This is a genomic window from Mucilaginibacter sp., from assembly GCF_028288225.1.
In the GTDB taxonomy this organism is placed as follows: Bacteria; Bacteroidota; Bacteroidia; order Sphingobacteriales; family Sphingobacteriaceae; genus Mucilaginibacter.
On sequence record NZ_JAQBOC010000088.1, the window covers coordinates 25,280 to 49,981 of the forward strand.

Consider the following 24,702-nt stretch of genomic DNA (forward strand, 5'->3'; position numbering starts at 1 on the left):
ATAGTTATTGATGGATTGATGGATTGATAGACATAATCCTTTAGGGAGGATATTAATGTTTATCATAAAATTATCGCACAATTTAAAAATGCAAATAAATAATTAAATAAACTACACTTTTATGATATTAATCATAAAAAAAATTAATAATATCCGTTTTTTATACTATCTCTATATCAACCAGATTTAGGTTTAGGTCCAGGTCTAGCCTTTCGAACTTTGAATTGTTGCTAATAAAGTCTGGCAGGATGGCTTTCATTTTTATTACCATTAAATCAACATTATTGAGCAGGTTAAGTTCCAATAGCTCATTAATAAGGCTATTAACTTCGGGATAACAATTGGGTATTGTTTTCGAAATTTTAATGTCTTTATTATAAGTAGGGATCACTTCCTCCTCTTCATTCAGCAACTCTTCGTATAGCTTTTCTCCCGGCCTTAAACCTGTAAATACAATTTTTATATCTTTACCAGGTATTAAGCCTGCTAATTTGATCATGTTAGCGGCCATGTCGACTATTTTAACAGGCTCACCCATATCAAATAAAAATATTTCTCCTCCCTTGCCCATCACCGCCGCTTCAAGTACAAGTTGCACAGATTCAGGAATTGTCATAAAATACCTGGTAATATCAGGATGTGTTACAGTAACCGGCCCCCCTTTTTCAATTTGGGCTTTAAACCGGGGAATTACTGAACCATTTGATCCAAGTACATTTCCAAACCTTGTGGTAATAAATTTAGTTTGATTTAAAATATTATTATGCCCGGTATAGTAAAGATTTTTTTCAACTAACATATTATTTAGTGACTGAATGTACATCTCTGCAATACGTTTGGAAGCGCCCATAATATTGGTAGGCCTAACGGCTTTATCGGTAGAGATCATTATAAATTTTTCAACACCAAACTCAAGAGAAATATCAGCCAGGTTTTTTGTTCCCCAAACATTGGTTAATATAGCCTCGGTTGGATTGTTTTCCATCATTGGTACATGCTTATAGGCTGCAGCATGAAACACTATTTGGGGTTTGTATTGATCATATAAAGTTCTTATCCGATTAGCATTCTGAATATCAGCAATAAATATCCTGGTTTTGTTTGTACTAAACCCGTCTTCTATCTCCAACTGCATTTCGTGCAACGGTGTTTCGGCCTGGTCACATAAAACTATATATTCCGGATTATAGCTTAGTAATTGCCTCACCAGTTCAGAACCAATAGAACCCGCTGCTCCGGTAACTAAAATTCTTTTACCGACAATGTTATTAAGAATATGTTCCTTGCATAAGTTAATGGGTTTGCGCTCCAGTAAGTCTTCAATTTTCAAGTCTTTAAATTGTTTAATATTTGGCTGCCCGTTAATCCACTGGTTTGAAGGAGGAACCGTTATCACTTTAATGCCCAGTTCGATGCATTTTTCTACGGCCTGTTTTTTTCCATCAATTTTAATATCTTCGGATGTAATAAGCAAAGTTGTAATAAAATATTTGCGCTTTAAACTCTCTATTGCTTTTATAGGGTATACCTGTGTTTGCTGAAGGCACTTATAAACCCTGTCTGTGCCGGTATCAATAAAACCCTGAACGTTTAAACTGTAGCCTTTTTGAGTCTCAAGCGTATTTTTAATTAATATTGATGCATTGCCTGATCCATAGATCAAAACATTTTCTTTTTCCATTTTATGTCCGGGCTCCTCCAGATATTTAAAAATATCTTTTATAATTATGCGCATACCCATTAATAATGATGAGGATATAAAAAAGTTTATTAATAAAACCTCCCCAAGCCCCTTTAAATCAATTTTAAGATAAGGCGCAAATAATATATGATACAATAGCACGAATACAATATTGCTTACCAACAGTGCCACTAAAATCCGCAGCATATCCCTGGTGTTAGAATGCCTTACTATATGCGTGTGAATGCGCAATAGCAAAAATATTACCACAGCATTACTGCAATAAAATAACATATAATAAATATGGCCTTGTTTTGTATTAAGGTTTTCTTTTAGAAAAAAAGATAAATAAATAGAAAATAATACAATCATCAGGTCAATTGAAAGTACCACCCACCTTGAATGGAATTTCTCCTGGAATAATAAATTTCTGAGATAAATCATAAAATTAAGGATTAAAATCAGGCATACCTGTATAATGGAAAAAAATCTATTTCGGCATTTTCATCAATACCTTTTTCATCAAGAAGTTGTTTATAAATGGCAGGATTGGCTATAAATCGCCAGGTATTAAAATCTAAACACTGAGTTGAAAAGGATGCTTTCCAGTCAAAAAGCCTGTCGTGCTTAAAACCCAGCCCGCCGCCCAGGTTAAAGTATTTCATCCCCATTTTTCTTCCTATCCGGGTAATTTCATCAACCAAAAACTTTGTTGGGCTTTTGTGAAGGTATTCTGCTTTTGTACCTACCAGGTGAGCCTGGATTATGCCATTTGTAAAAGTAATTATAGTGCTTGACATAACTGTGTCACCATTATATACCATAATTATGCGGGCATCATACTCATCAGTATTTAATATTTTATTAAAATATTCTTCATTAAACAAGTAATAGTCCGTTGCGCCAACACGTCGCATAGTTTCAGTATAAATTTTCACAAATGTAGCTACGGCACATGGCCCATTTTCTTCCTTTACATGGTAGCCCATTTTCCAGGCATGTTTTATAGCATCCATAGTAGACTGGGTATATTGTTTACGTTGGTCTTCAATACTTACCGATAGATCAATGATAACTGTTTTTCCATTTTCATGCACTCCGCCAAACTTATCAAGCAGTACTTGTTGCTTATAAAAGGGATGCATCCGGGCAAATACCGAAACATAGTTTTCTTTTAAAAGGAACCTGGTGAAAGCAGTTTTAAACTTATCAATAAATGCTTCATCAACTTTTTCCATAATTTTGTTTGAAATTGGCCCCGAAAACCCATAAACGCAGGTAAGATCATGGTAGGTTGACCCTGGGATATCTCTTTGCAGCAGAGGGAAAGCTATATAATCGTCATCTTCTTCATAAACAAATAAAATTGGAATATCTGATGTTTCAAGTGAATGAAAATGCCATGTATGATAAAAGTCATATTCGGCTGCATTCCTAACATAATACCTCCATTCCTGCCTATTGTGAATAGTTAGTTTTTTTGTCATAAATTTCAGGTATTGTTTGCTTACAATCAGTTGTTTGATTTTTCTAAGGCAAAGAACTTATTTTTTGAAATACTCATGCAAATAAGGTCATTTTCTTTCCCAGTAATTACAAACCCAGCCTTTTCATAAATTGACAATGCAGAAATATTTGCAGGGTGTACCTTTAAATAAATGCGGTCCAGTTGTAAATCCCTAAAACCATAGCTTATCATTTGTACAGTTGCCTGGTAACCTATGCCTTTGCCCCAAAAAAGCTTGTTTCCTATAAAAAGGTGTAATTCAGCACAACCATCTTTAATATCTAATAATTGCACATTACCTATATATGTATTCAATTCTTTAACACAAATTGCAAACCTGGCCTGGTTGGGTTTAGCAAGTTGTTCTTTAAGCCATGCAGTTTCGGCTTCAGGGCTGATAAAGTGTGTTGGTTTAAACCCTGTATAAATCCACACCTTAGGATCATTGCGCCATGAATAAGAAATTAGAGCATCTTCTACGACTAATGGCCGAATATATATTGATATAATCATACAAAATGTCTTAAAATGTTTAACATATGGAACATGTCCTGAAGGCTATACCGCTGATCAATAGGAAATGGTACCAGGCACCGTGCAAGGTAATTCTCATACATCCCTTTTTTAGTCCATTTAAACACATTGGGCCAATAGGTGGCAACAAAAATTTTTTTCTGTATTAAATGAACCTTCAGGTGGCTGTCGTTACTTAAAAAGGGGTAAACCATTGGAGCGCAATTTTTGGGCACGTTAAATTTTAAAAGATTAAATTCTGCTAAATGCTTATGCAAAAAATTAAAATTCCGCTCTCTTTTACCAGCGCATTCATCATAATTAATACTTGAAAGAATTCTTTGGGTTAACTTAGACATTGACCTGATCTCATTATTTTCCAGATCTTTATTATTTGTCTGATAATCCTGGTAACCACCTTCTACCCCAAATTCAATACTTTTAATAAGGTGAGAAAACCGGTTAACTGAAATATCTACCGGCAATTTTTTGGGTAATTTTTTTTTTATTTGGAGATAAGCGCCGTCTGAAACGCCAAAAAACTTACGACAAGAGTAAAACGTATCAACGCCGGGTAAGGGCTCAGAAAAAAAAGCCTGCGAATTATCAATTATAAGGTTTTTAATCTGATTACTTAGTTCTATTACTTTTTCTTGTTTAATTCCAAAATAATTAGTGTACAGAAACCCGGCGTACTGCTCAATTTCAAAATTAATTATGGGGTCAAATTTTTCATCGATCGAATAAAACTGATGCTTTATTTCAAGTTTTTTTATCGGTTCCAATAAAGCATCACAAGTGAAATAAGGTATATAAATTTTGGAATACCTTTTTTGTTTCAGAATATATTCCAAAGCATTACGCCCAGTGTTTAATTGAATGAGATTAGGATAGTACTCGTTTCCAGTTGGCAGTTCAAGCTCTAAATAACCACCAATAGGTTTTAAAGCAGCGTTATTTTTTTGCATAGCGATAGTTGAAGCTGATAAATTAAAAGTCTGTTAACCTTGATCGCGTTGATACATTCGCAAATGCGGGGGTTGATAATATTCATCCAGGTTTGCGGGGATGCGTGCATTATAACCTATTACCTGTTTTAACTCCGGGCTTAAGCCGGCTACAAAATCGTATCCCAAAAACCGTGAATAATCCATTTGTTGTTTAAAAAACGGACGGCTATATCCCAAAGTTAAGGCCCTTCGTGGTTCTGAAGTATAGTTTACACCCGCTGCATGCCAAATATTTGAATCAAAAAGAATTATACTGCCTTTAGGTACAATTGCCCGCTCTGCATCATGGTAAAAGAAAGTTTCATCGGGCTTATGTGAGGTTTTATGTGAGCCCGAAAGAAAATAGGTTGCCCCATTTTGATCAGTGAAATCATCCAGTGTAACAATCATCTGAATCAACAATTTGGCATCGCTCATATAGGTCCGGACATCTCTATGCGGGTTGCTTACATAGGTACCCTCGTCTTTACCGCGTATAATAGCATTAATACCATTAAGTATATAATTTCCTCCTAAAAAATAGGTTATTTCGTCATGGCAATACATTTTTTCGAGAAACGGAATACTGAAGTTATTACGATCTAATAAATGGTGAAGGGTACCATCCATGTTTTCACTGATACCATTTTTTTCCTGGATGCTTCTCCTATATTTATAACCGCTTTCCAAATCATTATTTATTCTTTCAATAAAGTCTGGTTCAACAGCATTTTTATAAACAATCCATCCATAATCCCGTATATAAGTTTTGAAATTATTTAATGTCCTTTCAGAATAGCCAAATTGAGTTTCCATAATGAAAGGGCAGATCAGGTATATAATATTATTTACCTGTTTTATTTTAATTGCATAATGTTTAACATTTGAGCATTCACCAGGTGAACATCAAATTTTCTCTGTGCAAAGGTTAGCCCGTTCAATCCGTATTTAATAATATCCTTAGGATTGTTGATGAAAGCTTCCATTTTTAAAATAAGCGCGGGAACGTTTTTCACAGGAATTAAAAAGCCATTTGTTTCAGTAGAGGAATCAACAGTTTCTCTGCACCCAACAGAATCACTGGTAATTAAAGCCCTGCCCATAGCCATACTCTCGAGCAAACAACGAGGCACGCCCTCTCCATAATATGACGGCAGCACCGTAACTGAGGCTTCTTTTATATACGGCCTTACGTCATCAACTTCACCCAAATAATGGATGGTTTTGCCAAAGTTTATTTTTTTATATAATTCGGGGCTTATAGCATCAATGTTATTATCATAAGCCCCAATGAGTTTAAATTTTACTTCGGGGTGCTTTAAATGGATGAACCGTGCAGCTTCATAATATTCACGGATCCCTTTTGCATTAATTAACCTGGATATCATCAGGAAATTGATATTTTCAGTATTTGGCGGGTTATAGGTATAATGTTCCAAATCAACCCCTGAACCATTAACTACGAATGCATTATGTTTATTTGTTAATATTTTTTTATGAAGCAATGTTTGATAATCGTCTTTATTCTGAAAAATTATTTTCAGCCGCGGACTTTTCGCTAAGCTAAATTTTAGCATCAAACGGGTAATAATACTTACCAGGTCCTTTTTGTCAGTATTGGCGAAATTATAGCCAAGGCCCGAAAGCATTGGTGTTATTCTTTTAACCCTGCATAATTTTGCGAGTATAGTACCATATATTACTGGTTTAAATGTGTAAGGGAAAAAAATATCGGGTTTTAATTCTCTTATTATCTTATATAACTTAAGGATATATTTGACATCCGAAAAAATAGAAACATTACTGCCCTTAAGCCCATTTTCATAAATGCCAACATTTAAAGAGTTTAACTTTTCGCGAAATTGTAATTGTGTAATAGGTGGTGTAAAAACATATACTTTATGTTTTTTAGCTAACTCTTCTATTAGTTTACCTCTAAAATCCATCAAAGATTTTGATGTATCGCAGGCGATTAATATTTTTTGCCCTGTTTTTATCATACCAATAATAAATTAAAATTGTGACAGGCATATGGCGCCCTTCAAGCAGTGTAAATAACGAGATAAGAATTAAAGCAGAAAGGCTGACCTTAAAAGATTGGTACAGGGATAGGCTCAGTTTGTTGAAAAACTTTAGCAGTGACTAAAATAGGAATAGGAATGAAATCATTCCTGGCATCAAATAAGTTTATGAACCAAAAACCTTTAGTTCAAAGATAACCTAAACTGCCATAAGCAGCTTAGGTTATAAAATAAAGGGTTAAATGAAAAATTAATTAGATAAAATTGCTCCTGTGCCTTTTTGAACAAGTGATGGCACATTTGCAGCAGGATCAAGTACAGAACTATAAGAATAAGACGGTACCCAAGTTGAAATTGCGGTAGTTATATCATTAGATCCGCAATTTGAATAAACATTAGTATTTACACCGCTGAAATATCCCGGAGGGTCACCTGCCAAGTTGGTACTGATTGGTTGTTTACACCCTGAGAAATATTCATTGTCGGTTCTAACTGTTCCCCCAGCTCTTGCACCCAACGAATAACCACTGTTGTTTAAGTGGTAGTTATTGAAAACATGCACGCTGCCATAATTCATATCAGGTTCGCGTTCACTTACATTGTACCAAAAATTGTGATGCAATGTAACATGCAGGTGGCCAATATCACTTTCATGTCCTGCAATACCACCACTTATTAAGAATGACAAGTTTGTATCGTGGAATCTGCTCCATGACACTGTTACAAAGTCGGATGCACGGGTAATAGCAATATCTTTACCCCAATAAGCCCAACCATGATTACGGTCAGTTGCAAAGTCGCAATGATCAACCCAAACATGTGTAGTTGAAAATTTGATCATTAATGCGGCATCGGTTACGTAATTTCTAAATGTTATGTTCTGAACAATTATATTGTTTACAGTAAACATATAAAGTGATATGCCTTCGATAACTGCTCCCGGTTTACCAATAATTGATTTGTTAGATGAAACGTAAACAGTTTCGTCGCCCGAGCCCTGAATTGTTCCGCTTACATAAATAATTTTAGGTGAGTCACCTGCAACCGCTGATTTTAATTCAGACAGGGTTGATACAGTAACTGTTGAGCCGCCTGTACCTCCTGTTGTTGTTCCGTTAACCATAGCGTATCCCATCAATGCAGAATATATCCCGGTTTTTGTAGCTGTTGTACCAATAGGCGCAGTTGATGAGCCTGTACCTGTAGAAGTTGATGTACCGCTTGAGCCATCCAGGGTATAAGTATACTTTCTGCCATTGGTTGCCGGATTTGTGTTATCTGACGCGGAAAAAAATAAATCCTTATCCCAAAGACTAAAACGTCCTTTCCCCAGATCGCGAATGTCCTGGTGGACAGCATGTGCCGGGCCTATTTCCTTTCCGTTTTCAAAAAGCCGGAGAGTTGACGCTTTAGGGTCGGTATTGGAATCGCCAGATTGGCTTAGTGGATAGATAGTTTTATAGGCATATCCACCATCTGATTTTATTTTCGTCAGATCAACAGTAAAAACATTTGCTGCCGCAAACGAATTTTTTGAAACTGACAGGGTACTATCCGGCCCACCCGAGGGCGCTTCCCCATTTTTTTTACAACTACCCAGATAGATAATTGCGCATAACACCATGCTGATTACAGCCACTTTTTTAAAGGTTCTTGTTTTTCTTTTCATGCAATTTTTAATTTAAAGTTTCCCAAACGGCACACCGTAGAAAAAATTACAACTAAAAATTAAAATGAAAAGACTTTACTAAAGGTATAATAGGTTCAAAAACTTAGTTTTAACAACTATAAGCTATAAAAACAGTGTAAAATTCAAATGTAAAAAAGTGTATAATCTATACACTTCATGACATTAATATGACATTAAACAACTTTTTCACCGGGGACTAGTACTTCTTTTTTGATGTTTTTAACCCCATAAAAGCTCTTATACCACCTAATAAAATTTGAAACGCCGGTATGTATCGAAGTTGTGGGCTTATAGTTCAACATCTTATCGAGGTTAGATACATCGGCACAAGTTTCAGCAACATCGCCTTCCTGCATTGGCCTTAGTATTTTTATTGCTTTAATCTGTACCTTCTTTTCAATCTCTTTTACAAAATCAAGCAGACTTACCGGGGCACCTCTTCCTATATTGAATATTCGGAACGGTGCTGTTGAAGTTGCCGGATCTGGTTTAAGAGCATCCCAACCCGGATTGCTTTCCGCAGGCTTGTCAATTACATGAGTAATGCCATCTACAATATCATCAACGTAGGTAAAGTCCCTTTTCATATTTCCATTGTTAAAAACTTCAATGGGCTTGCCTTCCAATATTGATTTGGTAAAAATAAATAGTGCCATATCCGGCCGCCCCCATGGGCCATACACTGTAAAAAAACGTAATCCGGTTGTTTTTAAATTAAATAGGTGACTATAGGTATGGGCCATCATTTCATTGGCTTTTTTTGAGGCTGCATATAAAGAAACCGGATGATCAGCTATATCATGTTCATTGAAGGGCATCTTTTTGTTCAAACCATACACGCTCGAAGAACTTGCATAAACTAAATGGCTTATTTTAAAATGCCTGCAGCACTCTAAAATATTTAAAAACCCTTTAATATTTGAATCTATGTATGTTTCCGGATTAGTTAGGCTATAGCGTACACCAGCTTGTGCTGCCAGGTTACACACGGCATCAAACTGATGGGTTTTAAAGCAATTTTCCAACTGCTCCTTATCAAGCAAATCAAGTTTTATAAAAGTATAATTTGAGTAGTTTTCGCTTTTAACCGGCTTACCATAATCAAGGTTGGTACCATTAATGCCATTTTGCCATAACCTGGCGTATTTTAACTGAACATCATAATAATCGTTCAAATTATCAATACCAACAACGGTATCGCCTCTTTCCAATAAGCGCGTAGCCAAATGATGGCCAATAAAACCGGCTGTGCCGGTGATCAAGATTTTCATAAAGTTTAAGATTAAAATGTAAATTGAACCTCGACAGGTAAAGAGGTTTTAGAGATGCTGTTTAGTACCTTTAGCTATTAAACAGCATCTAAAGAATATTTATGCAGAATGTAAATTATTAATTAAAAACCCGTATAAAGCATGTCGGTCATAGGTGTTTTCAACAGGCATAAGGCCTGTTGAAAACTTATAGAGTGATCTGCAATGTGTTTTACACTTATTTCATTGTATAGGTGTATTTCCTGCCATTAGCAAGGGGATTTGTGTTATCAGAAGATGAGAAAATTAATACATCACCCCAATGACTGAATTGGCCCTGGCCATAACGACGAATGTCATTATGTACTGCATGTGCAGGACCTAACTCAACACCATTTTCGAAAAGGCGGAGAGTAGATATTGTGGGTTGCTGATCCGAGTCACCAACTTCAGGGAGGTGATACCCAATTTTATAGGCAAATCCGCTATCAGATTTTAAACCTATCAAACTTATAGCGCCATTTGAAACCTCCGTTGGGGGTGTTACTGGGGCTACTAAAGTTTTTTTACAACTATCCAATAAAATTATTGAACAAAAGAGCATAATTGACAATGCTGCCTTCAAGAGATTTTTTGTTTCCATGATGTTTTTGATTAAGATCGTATTTGGAGCTTTAGCGTTAAAGCTTAAAATTTCTATTGAAGTGCATTCAATATCGAATCGATAAAAAATCCGGGATTTCTGTTATGCAGAAATTGCTGAACTAGTTTTTTACTGGCGCTAACCCTTTTATTCATTGTTGAGCTTATAGCGAATGCCAGGTCGATTGCGTTATTTACTTCGGCTTTTGTGATTCCGGGAATATTTTCTATTTCACCGGCACACAAGGTTGAAACAACTGCCGGGTTTAAGATCATCATTTGCAATAAAACATTTGGAAAACCTTCTTTTAAGGAAGACACTACACATATTTTTGCATGTTTAAAGTAAGGCATTGGATTATCTGTCCATCCTTTAAGTATTACCCTGCTTTCAAGTCTGTATGCTGTTATTAATTTTTCAAGCATAATTTTTTGAGGGCCTTCACCAAAAATTAACAATTTTAAATCAGGATGCTTCTTCTTAATGTATAAGAATGCACGAATTAAAACTGAAAAACCCTTCTCAGGAATGAGTCTCCCGGCGGCACAAATAAAATCTATTCCCGCATCCGGGTCATTAAGAGGCAACCCTGCACTAAGCTTAATTTGCGCTTGATCTATGGGGTTTTCCTGGATTATAACTTTTTGAGCTTTAACAAAGGTTACGTTCTTTAAAAAATCATCCCGCATTAGTTTTGTCTGGCAAACAACCAAATTTATTGCCGGATAGCCCAGGCGATAAGCCAATTGGTAACTCCATTTTTTCAAGCCGTTATACCTGGTAAAAACAGAAGTGCACTCTCTTGCTATAAGTTTCGATTCCAAATATCCAATTCGTTTCAAAAATCCTAACCAGGCATTTAAATATGGATGGGTGCTAAATATTACATAGCCGGATCTATAAGGTTTTAATAAATTTATAAGCCCAAGGAAACCAGCAAACATGCTTTTATCAGTAACATATTTTATATCATGCCCGGCTGGAATTTTCAACCCCCTATCAGCTACTTTTTTTAAAAATAAAATAGGTGCTTTACTAGCTAGTGCAGCCATCAGCAACACACTTTCGGCCCCGCTGGCAACATCAGACATTGATACAAAAACAACTTTATTTTGTGCTGTTTGCATTAGTTAGGCTTTATTACGATTCCTTATATTTCTTACCATTTTTTTTAATGGGGTTAATGCACTAAACACTTTACGTTTACCATCAACTATGAGTAGATCACCTGTAAAATTTATAGTATGCAATCCTTCATTATAAGGCAACCGGGGCAACAATTGAAACACGGTTTTGTATTGAAAATCGGTTTCGCTGAGTTTAGTTATTTCATTTATCATGACCGATCCTCCATAACATTTCTCTGGATTTTGGCTTGGCATGTAAAGTTTTTGTTTAACAATAAATAGCCGCCCGGCAGATCTGCTCACAGTAGGGGCAACGCTAATTGGATTTAAGCCATGTGCTTTAAAAGGCGAATCTAAAGTATCTGAATAAAATAAATACAACTCCCTTCGATTTTCGGAAACACTTGTAAATAACCAATACTTATTTTCGAAAAATATAATTGAACTATCTACAAAGGGCCGGCCTTCCAGTATTACCCTTACTTTATTAAATTGATACGGTTTTTCTACATCAACCTGGTACAATGCAACTTGCTTTTCCGAAGACGTTTCAGGTATGCAGTAAATGTTATTTTCTGCTTTAAACAGGTAGGGGTAAGAAAGATGCGCTGAATGTTTTGAAATACCTTTTACCTTCTTTTTATCATTAAAGTTCATGGTATTTATCATCATTATCTCACCTTTTCCATTCCAAAAATTTAGTTCTTCATAATATAAGTGTATACTGCCATTTATATCAATTGCAAAAGGATCAGCAGCATATTCTACGCTGTCTTCCGGAAGCCAATTTATTTTGCCGTTAAGCTGCCGGGAACTAATAAAATTTTCAGGGCTTTGAGCCAGGTAACCAATATTCCATTTATCGTAAAAAAAAAGCTTATTAACAATCAAGTTGAATATTGCCCTGGTTTTCATACTTTAAATAATTTTGTAAAAAACCGCAAACCAAGCGCTGATATTGGCAAATAATCACTTTCTTTGATTAATTCCCCTCCAAAACTGTCTTTGAATTGGTTAATTCTTGCCAGTGCTTTATCTGATGTGCCTTGAGCATACCCGCCTAAATCATATATTTCAAAACTTTGCTCTTTAAAAAAACACATATCTTTAAAATGCAGTAACCGGTTTGCTCGTCCAATTATTGCCCTTAATTGAGTATCAGTTTCGTTTCGGAAAAGCGAGGCAGATTGCAATAATCTTATTCTTTTTAATGAGTCATCCTTCAGATAAGAATGCATTACGATATCCTGGTTGTTGTAAATAGCTTTTGTTATAATAATACGGTCCTGGTACCTATAAAAATCCTTGTTTAATTTGGGCAAATGTTTGGTAATGGCAAATGCATTATAAAAATCAATAAAATGTTGTATGTCTGTTTCGGTTTCAGTAATTACACCATCCTTTATTGCCCTGCGGATCTCATAAGTAGTGTTCTGATCAAAGCCTTGTTCAAAAGTTTCTTTTGGATCAGCGATATTAATTATTTTTGTAAAAAAGGGCTCTCTATAATATCCGGGAACTATACCGCTAAAAGCACTTTGCTTGTAATAACTAAGCAGAAAATTCCATTTTTTAGGTTTGTTAGCAAACCAGATAACGTTTACCGGCATTAAATGAAATGCCGTGCTTTTAATTGTGATCATAAAATTTTAAAAATACTTTTAAGCCGTTTGATATACCTGGGCCTGATTAAATTTTTGATTTTTCAGCCATTGGCTAAACACCAATAATTTCCATATTTGGGGAAACCGGTTCCACTTTCCTTCCATGTGCTGCTGTATCATTATAGATGTTTTTGCGACATCAATACCAGGGATGTTTTTTAGTTGACTTACTGATAGATTATCCAGCACATAATCTTTTAATTCGTTTCTAAACCACGACTCCAATGGCATAGTAAAGCCTGATTTGGGTCTTTCAAAAAAGTGTTTCGGAACATATTGATATAAAATATCTTTTAAAATTCTTTTTTGTACGCCATTATTATATTTGTAACAATCAGGGAGCTGTTGAGCAAAGGTTACAACACGGTGATCCATAAGCGGGGCCCGCGCCTCAATAGCAAATGCCATAGAGGCTCTGTCTACCTTCGTATTTATATCACCATTTAAATAAGTTTTAACATCAAATGCTGACATTTTTTGTAAAATACTTAGGTTTTTACCTGCCCAAATATTCATAAACGGAACATCCATGCCCCGCTCCGGTTGCTTTAGCCATGAATACTCCAGCCCGCCGAGCATAAGGGCATAAAGAAATTCTATTTTTTCAGTACAAATCCCCATAGCTATAAGTTGATTACGGTACCCCGGTAATAATGCAATCAAGCTTGAGAGCGCTCTCCTTAAAACAATCGGGTATTTAAAAAGATAGTGCACCGTTTTTATCCATCGATACCTTGTATACCCCATAAAGCTTTCATCGCCGCCATCGCCGCTTAAGGCTACTGTTACGTGTTTTTTGGTGTATTTACTTAACAATAATGTGGGTATTGCACTTGAATCTGAAAAAGGCTCATCAAAGTATTCACCAAAGTTTTCAATTAAGTCAAGCCCCTCTTTTGCACAACACTCAATTACATGATGATCTGTTTGTAAATGCCTAGCAATTTTTTCAGCAAATACACTCTCATCAAACCCTTTTTCATTAAACTTAATACAAAATGTTTTTACTCTGTTAATGTTTTCAGTTGCAAGCGCTGCAACTAATGAAGAATCAATACCGCCTGATAAGAATACACCAAGATTTACATCGGCATGCAGCCTTATTTTAACTGAATTTGCTAATAGCTGTTTAAGTTCTTGTTTGGCGGTTAAATAAGTCCCGTCATATTGGCCAATATTAAGATCCAGGTCCCAATATTTTGTTGTAGTAAACTCGCAGGTATTCAGATAAAAACTAAAAATATGACCGGCCTTAAGCTTTTTAATTTCTTTCCATGCCGACCGGGGCTCGGGTATGTATCCCCAAATAAAATATTCACTGATGCTGCGTTCGTCTAAATTTGTATTTCTTCCGAGGGAAATTTGTGCAGGCTGGCTGGCAAATTCAAAGGTAATTCCGTTATAAGCGTAATAAAAAGGCTTTTTGCCAAGCCTGTCTCTGGCTCCAAAAAACTTTTGTTTCTTTCTATCGTAAATTACAAAGGAAAACATCCCATTAAAATAGTCCACGCAGTTTTCTCCATATTCCAGGTAAGCAGCTGCAATAACTTCTGTGTCAGAATCCGTTGTAAATATATATCCCAGTGTTCCTAATTTACATCTTAACTGTTTATAGTTATATATTTCACCGTTAAAGACCAGTTTCAAATACTCATAGGTAAAAGGTTGATCCGAGCGATGGTCAAGATCTAAAATTGCAAGGCGGTTATGACCCAGAATAACCGAGTCAACACGTTCAAAACATGAGTAATCAGGCCCCCTAAATTGGGCCCGGGCTAACTTTGCCCTTACTTCATTGTCTGTATAATTAGCTGTAGAGCCGTAAATTCCACACATATAAAAAATTTAAATCAATGGTAATAGGAAATTTATTGAAGCAGGAGATTTTCATAGGCCCGCCCTATTGTATCAAGGGCAAACCTTCCATTTATATCTGCTTTAATTTTATCATGCTGCCATGCCTGATTACAAGCGCGTATTATCTGTCTTCTTAATGTTACGATGTCATCTTGTTCTGCAATAAAACCATTAAAGCCTTCGCGAATCAATTCTTTTACCCCCCCAACACGAAATGTAACAACAGGAACTCCAACTGAAAGTGCATCAAGGATCGCATTAGGGAACCCTTCTGTAAATGAGCTTAAAACCAGTAAATCATGTTTTGAAATTTGTGATGATACATCATTAATTTCTCCTTTAAATACTACACGATTTTCAAGATTGCTTGAGCTAACCTTTGCTTTAAGTAAAGTCATTAAAGGTCCATCGCCTACAATTGTCAAAACGTAATTCTGTGGTAATTCCTTTATAATTTCTAATAACCTGAATAAGCCTTTTTCTTTGGTTAACCTGCTAACAATTATTAATCTTTTTAAGCCTGATATAGATTTATCGTTTTTTAAAATGGTAGTTTCATTGATTGGATTATGTATAACTTTTAATTTGCCCGGGCGAATGCCGTATGAAGCTGATACTGATTGAAGCATTTCTTCTGACTGGCACACAATAAAATCAAAACGGATTGCGCATATTTTTGTAAAGAGGTTATAAAACCTGGTCTTGAACCCATAAAATAGTTTCATTTGCTGTGGATTGTTGGACATCCTTGCTATTAAATTGGGGATTTTAACAAAACAGGAAACAATAGCTGTTAAAATATTAATATGATCTGTGGTTGAAAAAACGGCAAATGGTTTTTCTTTTCTAATAAGTTTATACAATTTAAAAAACGATCTGGATGCTTTAATGGTTTTAAGATCAATAAATTTGATGCCTGAAATATTTTTATCAAAACATTGCTCAAAGGCATTCAGATAAATAACCGACACTTCATATTCCTCTTTATTAAAATATTGTGAAAGCAACCAATAAACCCGCTCCGAGCCGCCTGCACCAAGCGAACTTACGATAAGAAATATCTTCTTTTTCATATAAAATACGAGATAAGTGAAAGGCGAATTTTAGTAAACAACAGCTATGTCTTTAATGGGCTCATCTTCTATTTGATGAGCATCAATTTTTTGATACTGTAGTATAGCAAAATATAGAAATATGGTAGGCCCATCAACACTCATAAGCCATCCGTTGTGCGATAAAGCATTTAAAGACACCGCTATAAAAGAAAATAACAAGGCTACATATAATGCGTTTTGTTTTAACCGGATATTTTTCATTGTTTGCCAAAACGACTGTGCAATTTTGTAATAAATTATAATTAATATACCTAAGCCTAAAATTGGCCCCAGGTAGGTAATAAACATTAAATAGGCATTATGCGAGGTTAGTCCGAATGTAAACGTTTGATTTCTGTAGGTTACCTCCTCCCAACTTTTCCCGTAAAAAATAATACCAAAAGGATAGTCAGCTAAAATTTTCAGGTTTTCTGCAGCAAGATCCACACGGTTAAACTCATTAGCTTCCTTTGCCTGATTTTTGGACATGATATTGTTTTTTTCATCCAAATTTCCCTTTAACACATAGGTATAAACAGCAAAACCTAAAATTACAGTTGCAGCAATAAGCAACACAGCCTTAAACCGATAATAAATTAACAAGAATAACACTACCGCCCCCCCAAAACTTATAAATGCCGAACGATTCATACCTAAATAAATAGAGGTTATGCAAACACAAAAAACAATAATTTTCACTAAAAGATATTGCCTGAAAGTACATGCCGCAACAAAAGCAAAAACTGTGAAGGCAGCTATTTGATACCCAAAGGTGAACTGTGTTGTTGCCAGCCCTGCCGGGCTTTGCTTTACTTGCTCGTCAAGCATCCTGCTTCGCAGCGGATCAATTATAGATGGAAAAGGATGATCTAAAACCATTATAAGCATTGAACCCATCAATAGTATAAACATTATAAAAACTGAAAGATTAAAACGCTTTTTACTTAATCCGACAAAATAATTGAAGTATAGCGAGCAGGTTAAAATTGTAACGAATATTGCAAAAAATGCTATGTAGTCGCCCATGCCAACTATGTAATATAAAAATACAGCTAAAGTGAACACCAGCATTTCCTTGTAATATGTAAAATCAGAATACCGCAAGGGCTTTTCCAGAAAGAATAATAGCAGCGAACCAAAAAGTATAGGGGCCGGTACTTTTAAAAAATCTGTCATGAACATTCCAAATGCAAGTGTGTACAAATAGAAGATTATTGAAAAATAAAAAATGAACTTTTTGAGTAACATATTAACGGATGATTTTAATTAATTAGCCTTTTTAGTGTGTAGAGCATTATTTTAATATCCATCCAAAAGCTCCGTCTATCAATATATCCCAGGTTTTGAATAATTTTAGAAGGTATTATCTCATCTATATAAAATTTTTCGGGGTCATCAGAATGTGCTAGCAATTCATTTTCATTAAAATATTGAATAGATGCCCAATCTGTTATGCCTGGCTTAACACTCAGAACCCTGAGTTGCGTCTCGTTATATAATTTTACGTACTTATTAACTTCGGGTCGGGGGCCAACAAAACTCATATCACCAATAAGAACATTAAATAATTGTGGCAACTCGTCGAGTTTGAATTTGCGCAGCCAATAACCAACCGGGGTAATTCTATGATCATGATTACCGATGGTTAATAATCCAAGGTGGTCTGAATTAATAAACATAGTTCTGAACTTAAAAAGTTTAAATACACAGCCATTTTTTCCTACCCTATTCTGCATGTAAAATATTCCACCATTTGAGTTTAGCGTAATAAATACTGCAATTAAAAAAAACAAAGGGGTCAGCAAAAAAATTGATGCAAGTGCAAAAACGATATCGAAAATTCTCTTAATAATCATTTTTAGTCCTCCTATATTTATCACGCCTCAACTTTATAGTCCAAAGCTATAGCCTCGCTTTTTACATAACCCATTACAGCATTTACTGAGCCTATTACCGTTTCTATAATAAAATCTAATTCAGCATTGGTTAATTGGGGGTAAATTGGCAATGAGATCTCTCTTGAAAACTGCAAATAAGATGATGGATAATCACTTATTTTATACCCCAGACTTTTAAAGAATGTTAACATTGGTAATGGTATGAAATGTACATTTACAGCCACACCCTTACTAACTACATCTTCAATAATCTGATCACGCTGAAACTCCGATAAATTTTTAATTCTCAAAGCAAATATGTGGTAGGATGATTCGCGGTTGTCCTTAAGAAGCGGGGGTGCCATGAACCAATTCATTTTCTTGAAACCTTTACAGTATTTTAAAGCGATCAGCTTTCTAACAGGGAGAAGCGCACACTCGTATTTTTTAATTTGTGCTAATCCTATAGCGGCACATATATCAGGCATGTTAACTTTTAAGCCCTGGAAAAGTACATCGTATTTCCAACCGGCGCCCCTGGATTTAGCAAATGCATCCTTATTTTGCCCATTTAATGTATACATCTTTAAATACTGATACTCCTCGTAGGTATCAAATGCCGGGGGTAGATTTAAACAAATACATCCTCCTTCGGCAGTGGTGATATTTTTAACCGCATGGAAGGAGAAAATGGCAATATCACTTTGCTTCGCTGCGGCCAAACCGTTAATTGTTGCCCCAAGGGAGTGAGCCGCGTCCGCAATTAGTAATATTCTTCCTAAAGCTCTTTGTTTGTTGGATTCGGCATTAAACAAACTGTTTATTTCCGGCATCCTTATTATATTATTCAATTTTTCATAATCACAGGGCCATCCGGCAATATCCACAGCAATTATTGCTTTTGTTTTAGGAGTTATTGCTTTAAGCACAGCCTTTGATGATATACAAAAATCATCGTTTACATCTACTATTACAGGAGTTGCTCCACAATGCAACACACACAACGCCGTAGCACAATAGGTATAGGCGGGTACGATCACTTCATCACCTGCTTTTATTCCAAACCACTTCAGCATTAATATGGCTCCAGACGTCCATGAGTTAACACATATGGCAGCATCTGAAGAAGTGAGCTTTTTCACCTCATTTTCAAGCGCAATAACCTTAGGGCCTGTAGTTATCCACTTGGAGTTAAGCGTACTTACAACTTCGTCAATAACCGATTGATCGATATACGGTGGTGCAAATGCAATGTTCATAATTTTATTGATTAGTAGGAGTTTAAACTAAATGATAATGAGACACATTAGTAATAGAAGGCGAACATTTGATATTAGAGGCTTATACCCCGAAAGTGAGCTATTATGTCTTTTATAAAATCCTTTGTCAAGCGCATGTAGATAAAATATTGCTCCGTGAGGTAATCCATCAAAGTATAAGTTTTGTAGTTTAAATCAGAGATGGAGACAAACCGGGTATGGTATTTTGCTATAAATTCTTCGAGCTTATAAAATGCTTCATCAGAGCATGTTTCAGGGTGATAATTGAATGTCCAGGTATTGTTTGCTTTAACAGTAGCCTCAGGCAACTGTACCGGGATCCACCTGAAACCCAGCCGCGTATATGGTGATTTTAATAACCCATCGCTAATTGTTTGTATTTCAGAGTTTCTGACCAAAGCAATAAGGGTATTAGTATCAAACGTATGAGCGGGTGCAATAAACAATGAAGCTTGTACATTTTCACGCTTAAAAATCTTTACCGCAGCTTTTATCTTTGCTTCCTGTGTGTGCAGTGCTAAACCCGCAAATTCCGAACGTCTATTAAGTTTAAACAAACCTGAATTTTTATTCTGATACCGATGTTCAAAACCATGCATCCCAATTGTGTATCCTTTATCTTGCAGTTGACGGACCATTTGCCAATAATCCGGATTAAAACTTCCGCATGCGTTTAACTTAGGATCTTGATTATCAGGAATTACGGCAATTATGGGTTTTATCTCGTAACGATCAAACAATTTAAAAAAACGCTCCCATTTCTGCAGATCATTTGTTGGGCACAAATCATCTAAACGGATTAAATACTGCAACATTTTATAATTGATTTAAGGTTTTATTACAATAGCATCTTTAGGATGCGTTAAGATCCCATTGGTCTTTTTACCGATTTTTGAGGATTTATAAACCTGTTTTAAAATCAGATTCTCCCAATCCTTAAGAATTCTATCGGCATTATTAGTGTCATTAATATTTAAGGCGTGATTTCCAAGCTCAGCTTTTAGTTCAGGATCAATCATTATCCTTCCTATTGCATCAGCCATTGCTGTGATGGAGTTTCTTGGGATTAAAACACCATTATGCCAATTTGTAATGATTTCTGAAGGACCAAAATCACAATTCATTGCTACACACGGACAACCAAAACTCATAGCTTCAACCAGTGCATTTGGATAACCTTCGTTCCTGGATGGCAAAACAAACATCTCAGCCTGGCTGTAATAATCCTGCAAATTAGTTTTAGAACCTGGTAATATTACCCTTTCCCGTAACCCGATATTATAAACCTGGCAAATGAGGTTGGCCCTTTCCTCACCTTCCCCAATAATAAGTAAATCAATATCGTCAAGTCTGGCTTTAGCATAGGCTGCTATAAGCATATCAAAACCTTTAACATAAGCCAACCGGCCTACTCCAAGAATAAATTTACGATGATGTACTTTTTCAGAAGATACTGGATTAAATAATGGTACAGCATTAGTTATTCTATATATGTTATCAAGGTTTTTAAAGGCCTCATTTTGCAGCAAACAATCTTCAACTCCTTTAGCGCTAACCACAACAGCTGCTGCTTTTTTGTATATCAAGGCAGCTAAGCGTTTATGAAAATAACCAAATTGATTAACAGTACGATTGGGCGATGTCCTTTCAGAAACCAGGTAAGGTGTCCTGCTAATATTACAGGTAATACCGGCCCAAATATTTGCTGAAGTAATAAAGGATACAACGAAAACCGGTTTATGCTCCAGTAATAATTTTATTAGCTTATAAAAGGTTTGCAAAACATAGAAAATTCTATGCCCCGGAAAATTTTTATCGCGCTTTAAAATATAAATAACCTTTACGCCCTCATCAATTGGATAAGCTGGTGTATTAGTATTTAATGAAACAATAAATGTTTCAAAATTTAATTGGTTAAAATAATTTGCCAGGGATATTAAAACCCTTTCGGCTCCGCCCCTCATTAACGAGGGAATAATAAAGAATAACCGTTGCTTTTCTGAGACAGCAGGCTTTGTTTTCATTTTTGATATAACTCTTAAATACCTTAAAGCAAATATTTTACCGTATCATAAGCTTTGCGAAGCTGTTTATTACGTAACTCAAATAAAAGGTATCGCCTTATATATAAAAGCAATAGTTTTTTCTTTTGCAATGCCGGGTAAGTAAAATGTTTGATAATAAGGTTAAAATCACTGATCATTCTTTCCATTCTAATTTTTGCATTAATCATACTCCAAACGCCTCCCTCATGATTTCGATAACAGCTCATCACTTCCGGTATTACATAAATTTTGCTGTCGGTATGAAGTGTAGCAAAAAGCTTAAAAATTTTATCGCCCGCATAACAACTAAAAAACCATGGATTTGCAAACAGCTGATGAATTTTAGGAATATTCCGGTATAAAACACTTGCGGTTTTAGTTTCTTCTTGTTTCCCTGCAAGCAAATCAAAATAGGTATGTACTAATGGTGTTGGCTTTGGGTGTACATAAAGGGTATGATTGCTGGCATCAACTACCCGGGTATAATGGCAGCATATAACATAATCCTGATTGTTTTCTAAAAAGTCTACTTGCTTTTGCAACTTAAGCTTATCAGTCCAATAGTCATCTCCCTCACAAAGGGCAATATATCTTCCTTTACATGTATTAATACAACTAATTAAATTTTGGTGGATCCCTTTGTTACCGGCAGCCGAAACAACTTTTATTTTATCAGGATACTTGCTTAAAAATAACTTAACAATATTAGAGGTGTTATCTGTTGAACAATCATCGCCAATAATTATTTCAAAACGGAAGTTTGTTTGTTGTAGTAGAAAGTTGTCAATGGCTTGTGCAATAAACTTTTCATGATTATAAGTGAGGCAGCATATGCTAACCATAATCTCATCATTCATATTGTTCCATTTAATTTTACACTGGTAACAGGTGCAATTTGATTAGGCATCAACGTAACCGGCAGCTTTTGTTTGTTTTTTTCTCCATCTTCAAAATTTTGAGTCCGCAATAATAACCTGCAAATAAGATCCAGGTCTGAAAATGTTAGCGTGTGGTATAGCGGCAGGCAAACAATCCTGCATGCAATTGAATCACAAAAAGGCATATCCATTTTATTTACATAAGGCAGCGCCGATAATGAAGGATAGAAATATCGCCGGCAATAAACTTGTGCAAGTTCCAACTTATCTTTACTATCTTTCATCAAATCTTCGGTTTTAAAAACTATCGGAAAATAGGCATAATTGTATCCCTGTTTATTTTCAAGTTTTTGAAATTTAACGTCAAGATTAGCAAGGCGCACCAGGTAATGCTCGTATAACAGCTTCCTTTGTTTAAGTATTTCGTCAACATGTTTTAGGTTACATAAACCCATGGCTGCATGAAATTCACAATTTTTAGCGTTGATGCCTTGTTCTGAAAAGGTGTCTATGCCTGAATAGCCAAAATTACGCATCAAAGCCATTTTTCTAAGCAATTCTGGGTCACGGGTGAATACGGCCCCGCCTTCAATTGTATGAAACAATTTAGTTGAATGAAAGCTGGTAATGCTTATATCCCCATAATCAAATACTGATTTGTTGTCATACATCGTACCAAAACAATGAGCAGCATCATAAATTACTTTTAAACTGTATTTTTCTGCAATCTGTTGTATAGCTGTAATATCGCAAGGATTGCCAAAAACATGGGTTGCAAGTATAGCCGAGGTTTTTGGCGTAATTGCAGCTTCAATTTTACTCGCATCAATATTGAATGTTTCAGGATCAATATCAACAAATACAGGATTGCATCCCTGCCATACAATGCTGCTGGTAGTTGCTACAAATGAAAAAGGTGTAGTAATTATGTCACCACTTAGGTTTAATGCTTTTATTGCTACCTGCAAGGCTATAGTCCCGTTGGTTACAAACAATAAATGTTTGACTCCCAGGTACTCCTTTAGATTTAATTCAAGTGTATTTACCAAGGGCCCGTTGTTTGTTAGCCATTGCCTTTCCCAAATACTTTTCACGTAGTTTTCATACTCCTTTTCAGGAGGCAAAAATGGTTTGGTTACTGGTATCATCTTTTTAGAATTAATTGGTTAAAATCTTTTAGTGCAGAAATTTTTATCAATAGGCTAAAACCATAATAAAAAACCATATAAAATATGCAAACTATGCCAATTCGAATAACAGAGTGAATAAATAGCAGTTCAAGCATCATGTCGAGAAAGTAACAGCCTAAGCCTATAGTGCCGGCTAATAGTAAGATTGGGAGAATATCTTCTATTTGTTCCTTCATTGGATAAGATATAAGCCGGCCGCTGTATGTGGAATTAATAAAATAGGCTAAGAAATTAAAACCGAGCTGAAAATATAACAATCCATAAATTCCAAAGGGGATGAAGAGAAATATCCCTATAACGCTTAGTACTTTTTTAATAACCTCCAGTTTTAAAAACAACGCACTTTTACCCGTTACCTTTAATATATTCAGATTATAAGCATGCAGAGGGTACATTATTCCGCTTATACACAAAATTTTAAAATAAGGAACTGCAGGTAACCATTTATCTGTAAGTAAAAAATGAAATAACGGCTGCGCAATAACACATAAAAAAATCAATATAGGAGCATTCCAAAAGATCACCTGTTGCATTAGTTTTTTATAAACTTTTTTTAATTGAGAAGCATCATCAGCTATTTCAGCAAACATGGGATAAGCAACCTTATTAACAGCTGCAGAAATATTTCCAATTGGCAATTGACTTATAGTATCAGCACGTGAATAAAAACCAAGCTGAGCCGCAGAAAAATATTTACCTATAATAATTGAATAAAGATTTTGATAAACAGTATCCAGGAAACCCGATAAAGTCATTTTATAGCCGAAATTTATATGCTTTTTAAAACATTCCTTGTCAAACAATAGCGCTGGCCGCCAGGGGGAGAAGATCCAATGCATAGCGGTTGATAAAAATGATGTACATAATCCCATCCAAACCAAACTCCAAACGCCATAGCCCATTTTTGCCAATATTATACCAAGTATACCGCCAGCTATAGCTGCAGGTATCTGCATATTGGTTTGTCTCTTAAATTTTAGTTCTTTAACCAATAATGTGCTTTGAACGCTAAAAAATGCATTTAAAATCAGGATCAATCCGTAAACCCGAACTATGGCTTTTAACAACGGTTGATTATAAAAGCCTGCAATTAATGGCGCTCCAAAAAACAGCAATGAATACAAAATGCAGCTTCCAATCAGGTTAAAATAAAATATTGTTGAAAAATCCCGTTGATCTGCATTAGTTGTGCGAATAAGTGAAGTTGTTAAACCTCCATCTACTAACATATTCCCTACTGCAATAAACAGGGATAGCATTGCAATTAATCCAAATTGCGAAGGCTCAAGTATCCTAGCCAAAAAAATCTGGATACAAAATCCAACGACTTTAGAACTTACTTGCTGCCATAATGACCATACCAAACCTGAAACAGCTCTTTCTTTATAATTCATAT

22 protein-coding genes are annotated in these 24,702 nt (G+C 35.5%); all 22 read right to left on the minus strand.

Annotation, left to right across the window (positions count from 1 at the left end; translation table 11 throughout):
- Positions 1 to 160: 160 nt before the first annotated feature.
- A complete protein-coding gene (locus tag JWQ54_RS26070) occupies positions 161 to 2,125 on the minus strand; it encodes a nucleoside-diphosphate sugar epimerase/dehydratase (protein ID WP_299590809.1) in 1,965 nt (654 codons plus the stop codon).
- Positions 2,126 to 2,142: 17 nt separating this feature from the next.
- Complete coding sequence (locus JWQ54_RS26075) at positions 2,143 to 3,168, minus strand: GNAT family N-acetyltransferase (RefSeq protein WP_299590810.1); 1,026 nt, start codon at positions 3,166 to 3,168, stop codon at positions 2,143 to 2,145.
- 26 nt (positions 3,169 to 3,194) lie between these two features.
- Positions 3,195 to 3,701: a GNAT family protein gene (locus JWQ54_RS26080; RefSeq protein WP_299590812.1), complete on the minus strand. Its 507-nt coding sequence runs from the start codon at positions 3,699 to 3,701 to the stop codon at positions 3,195 to 3,197.
- A complete protein-coding gene (locus JWQ54_RS26085; protein WP_299590813.1) occupies positions 3,698 to 4,669 on the minus strand; it encodes a hypothetical protein in 972 nt (323 codons plus the stop codon). Before JWQ54_RS26085 ends, JWQ54_RS26080 begins: the two co-directional genes overlap by 4 nt.
- Positions 4,670 to 4,702: 33 nt before the next feature.
- Entirely contained in the window at positions 4,703 to 5,506 is an 804-nt protein-coding gene (locus tag JWQ54_RS26090; protein WP_299590815.1) for a phytanoyl-CoA dioxygenase family protein, read from the minus strand.
- A gap of 41 nt (positions 5,507 to 5,547) precedes the next feature.
- Positions 5,548 to 6,690: a glycosyltransferase family 4 protein gene (locus JWQ54_RS26095; RefSeq protein WP_299590817.1), complete on the minus strand. Its 1,143-nt coding sequence runs from the start codon at positions 6,688 to 6,690 to the stop codon at positions 5,548 to 5,550.
- A gap of 271 nt (positions 6,691 to 6,961) precedes the next feature.
- Entirely contained in the window at positions 6,962 to 8,380 is a 1,419-nt protein-coding gene (locus tag JWQ54_RS26100) for a pectate lyase (protein WP_299590819.1), read from the minus strand.
- 194 nt (positions 8,381 to 8,574) lie between these two features.
- Entirely contained in the window at positions 8,575 to 9,672 is a 1,098-nt protein-coding gene (locus tag JWQ54_RS26105) for an NAD-dependent epimerase (RefSeq protein ID WP_299590821.1), read from the minus strand.
- A 217-nt stretch (positions 9,673 to 9,889) separates the two neighbouring features.
- Positions 9,890 to 10,294 carry a hypothetical protein gene (locus JWQ54_RS26110; RefSeq protein ID WP_299590823.1) on the minus strand — a complete coding sequence of 135 codons (405 nt, stop codon included), beginning with the start codon at positions 10,292 to 10,294 and terminating at the stop codon, positions 9,890 to 9,892.
- Between the two features lie 53 nt (positions 10,295 to 10,347).
- Positions 10,348 to 11,421: a glycosyltransferase gene (locus tag JWQ54_RS26115; protein ID WP_299590824.1), complete on the minus strand. Its 1,074-nt coding sequence runs from the start codon at positions 11,419 to 11,421 to the stop codon at positions 10,348 to 10,350.
- A 3-nt stretch (positions 11,422 to 11,424) separates the two neighbouring features.
- Complete coding sequence (locus JWQ54_RS26120; RefSeq protein WP_299590825.1) at positions 11,425 to 12,336, minus strand: hypothetical protein; 912 nt, start codon at positions 12,334 to 12,336, stop codon at positions 11,425 to 11,427.
- Positions 12,333 to 13,064, minus strand: coding sequence for a hypothetical protein (locus JWQ54_RS26125; RefSeq protein ID WP_299590827.1), 732 nt, complete (start codon positions 13,062 to 13,064; stop codon positions 12,333 to 12,335). Before JWQ54_RS26125 ends, JWQ54_RS26120 begins: the two co-directional genes overlap by 4 nt.
- Positions 13,065 to 13,082: 18 nt before the next feature.
- Positions 13,083 to 14,921 (minus strand): asparagine synthase (glutamine-hydrolyzing), encoded by a 1,839-nt coding sequence (gene asnB, locus JWQ54_RS26130; protein ID WP_299590828.1) that lies wholly within the window; start codon positions 14,919 to 14,921, stop codon positions 13,083 to 13,085.
- A gap of 32 nt (positions 14,922 to 14,953) precedes the next feature.
- Complete coding sequence (locus JWQ54_RS26135) at positions 14,954 to 16,015, minus strand: glycosyltransferase (RefSeq protein WP_299590829.1); 1,062 nt, start codon at positions 16,013 to 16,015, stop codon at positions 14,954 to 14,956.
- A 30-nt stretch (positions 16,016 to 16,045) separates the two neighbouring features.
- On the minus strand, positions 16,046 to 17,212 hold the full coding sequence (locus tag JWQ54_RS26140; protein ID WP_299590830.1) for an O-antigen ligase family protein: 1,167 nt from the start codon (positions 17,210 to 17,212) through the stop codon (positions 16,046 to 16,048).
- 86 nt (positions 17,213 to 17,298) lie between these two features.
- Complete coding sequence (locus JWQ54_RS26145) at positions 17,299 to 17,916, minus strand: sugar transferase (RefSeq protein ID WP_299590831.1); 618 nt, start codon at positions 17,914 to 17,916, stop codon at positions 17,299 to 17,301.
- A complete protein-coding gene (locus JWQ54_RS26150; RefSeq protein WP_299590832.1) occupies positions 17,913 to 19,172 on the minus strand; it encodes a DegT/DnrJ/EryC1/StrS aminotransferase family protein in 1,260 nt (419 codons plus the stop codon). Before JWQ54_RS26150 ends, JWQ54_RS26145 begins: the two co-directional genes overlap by 4 nt.
- Positions 19,173 to 19,246: 74 nt before the next feature.
- Positions 19,247 to 20,008: a DUF2334 domain-containing protein gene (locus JWQ54_RS26155; RefSeq protein ID WP_299590833.1), complete on the minus strand. Its 762-nt coding sequence runs from the start codon at positions 20,006 to 20,008 to the stop codon at positions 19,247 to 19,249.
- Between the two features lie 12 nt (positions 20,009 to 20,020).
- Complete coding sequence (locus JWQ54_RS26160) at positions 20,021 to 21,217, minus strand: glycosyltransferase (protein WP_299590834.1); 1,197 nt, start codon at positions 21,215 to 21,217, stop codon at positions 20,021 to 20,023.
- 23 nt (positions 21,218 to 21,240) lie between these two features.
- Positions 21,241 to 22,095, minus strand: coding sequence for a glycosyltransferase (locus tag JWQ54_RS26165; RefSeq protein ID WP_299590835.1), 855 nt, complete (start codon positions 22,093 to 22,095; stop codon positions 21,241 to 21,243).
- Complete coding sequence (locus JWQ54_RS26170) at positions 22,092 to 23,264, minus strand: DegT/DnrJ/EryC1/StrS aminotransferase family protein (protein WP_299590836.1); 1,173 nt, start codon at positions 23,262 to 23,264, stop codon at positions 22,092 to 22,094. Before JWQ54_RS26170 ends, JWQ54_RS26165 begins: the two co-directional genes overlap by 4 nt.
- A complete protein-coding gene (locus JWQ54_RS26175) occupies positions 23,261 to 24,700 on the minus strand; it encodes a lipopolysaccharide biosynthesis protein (RefSeq protein ID WP_299590837.1) in 1,440 nt (479 codons plus the stop codon). The genes JWQ54_RS26170 and JWQ54_RS26175 overlap by 4 nt, the downstream gene beginning before the upstream one ends.
- Positions 24,701 to 24,702: the final 2 nt, after the last annotated feature.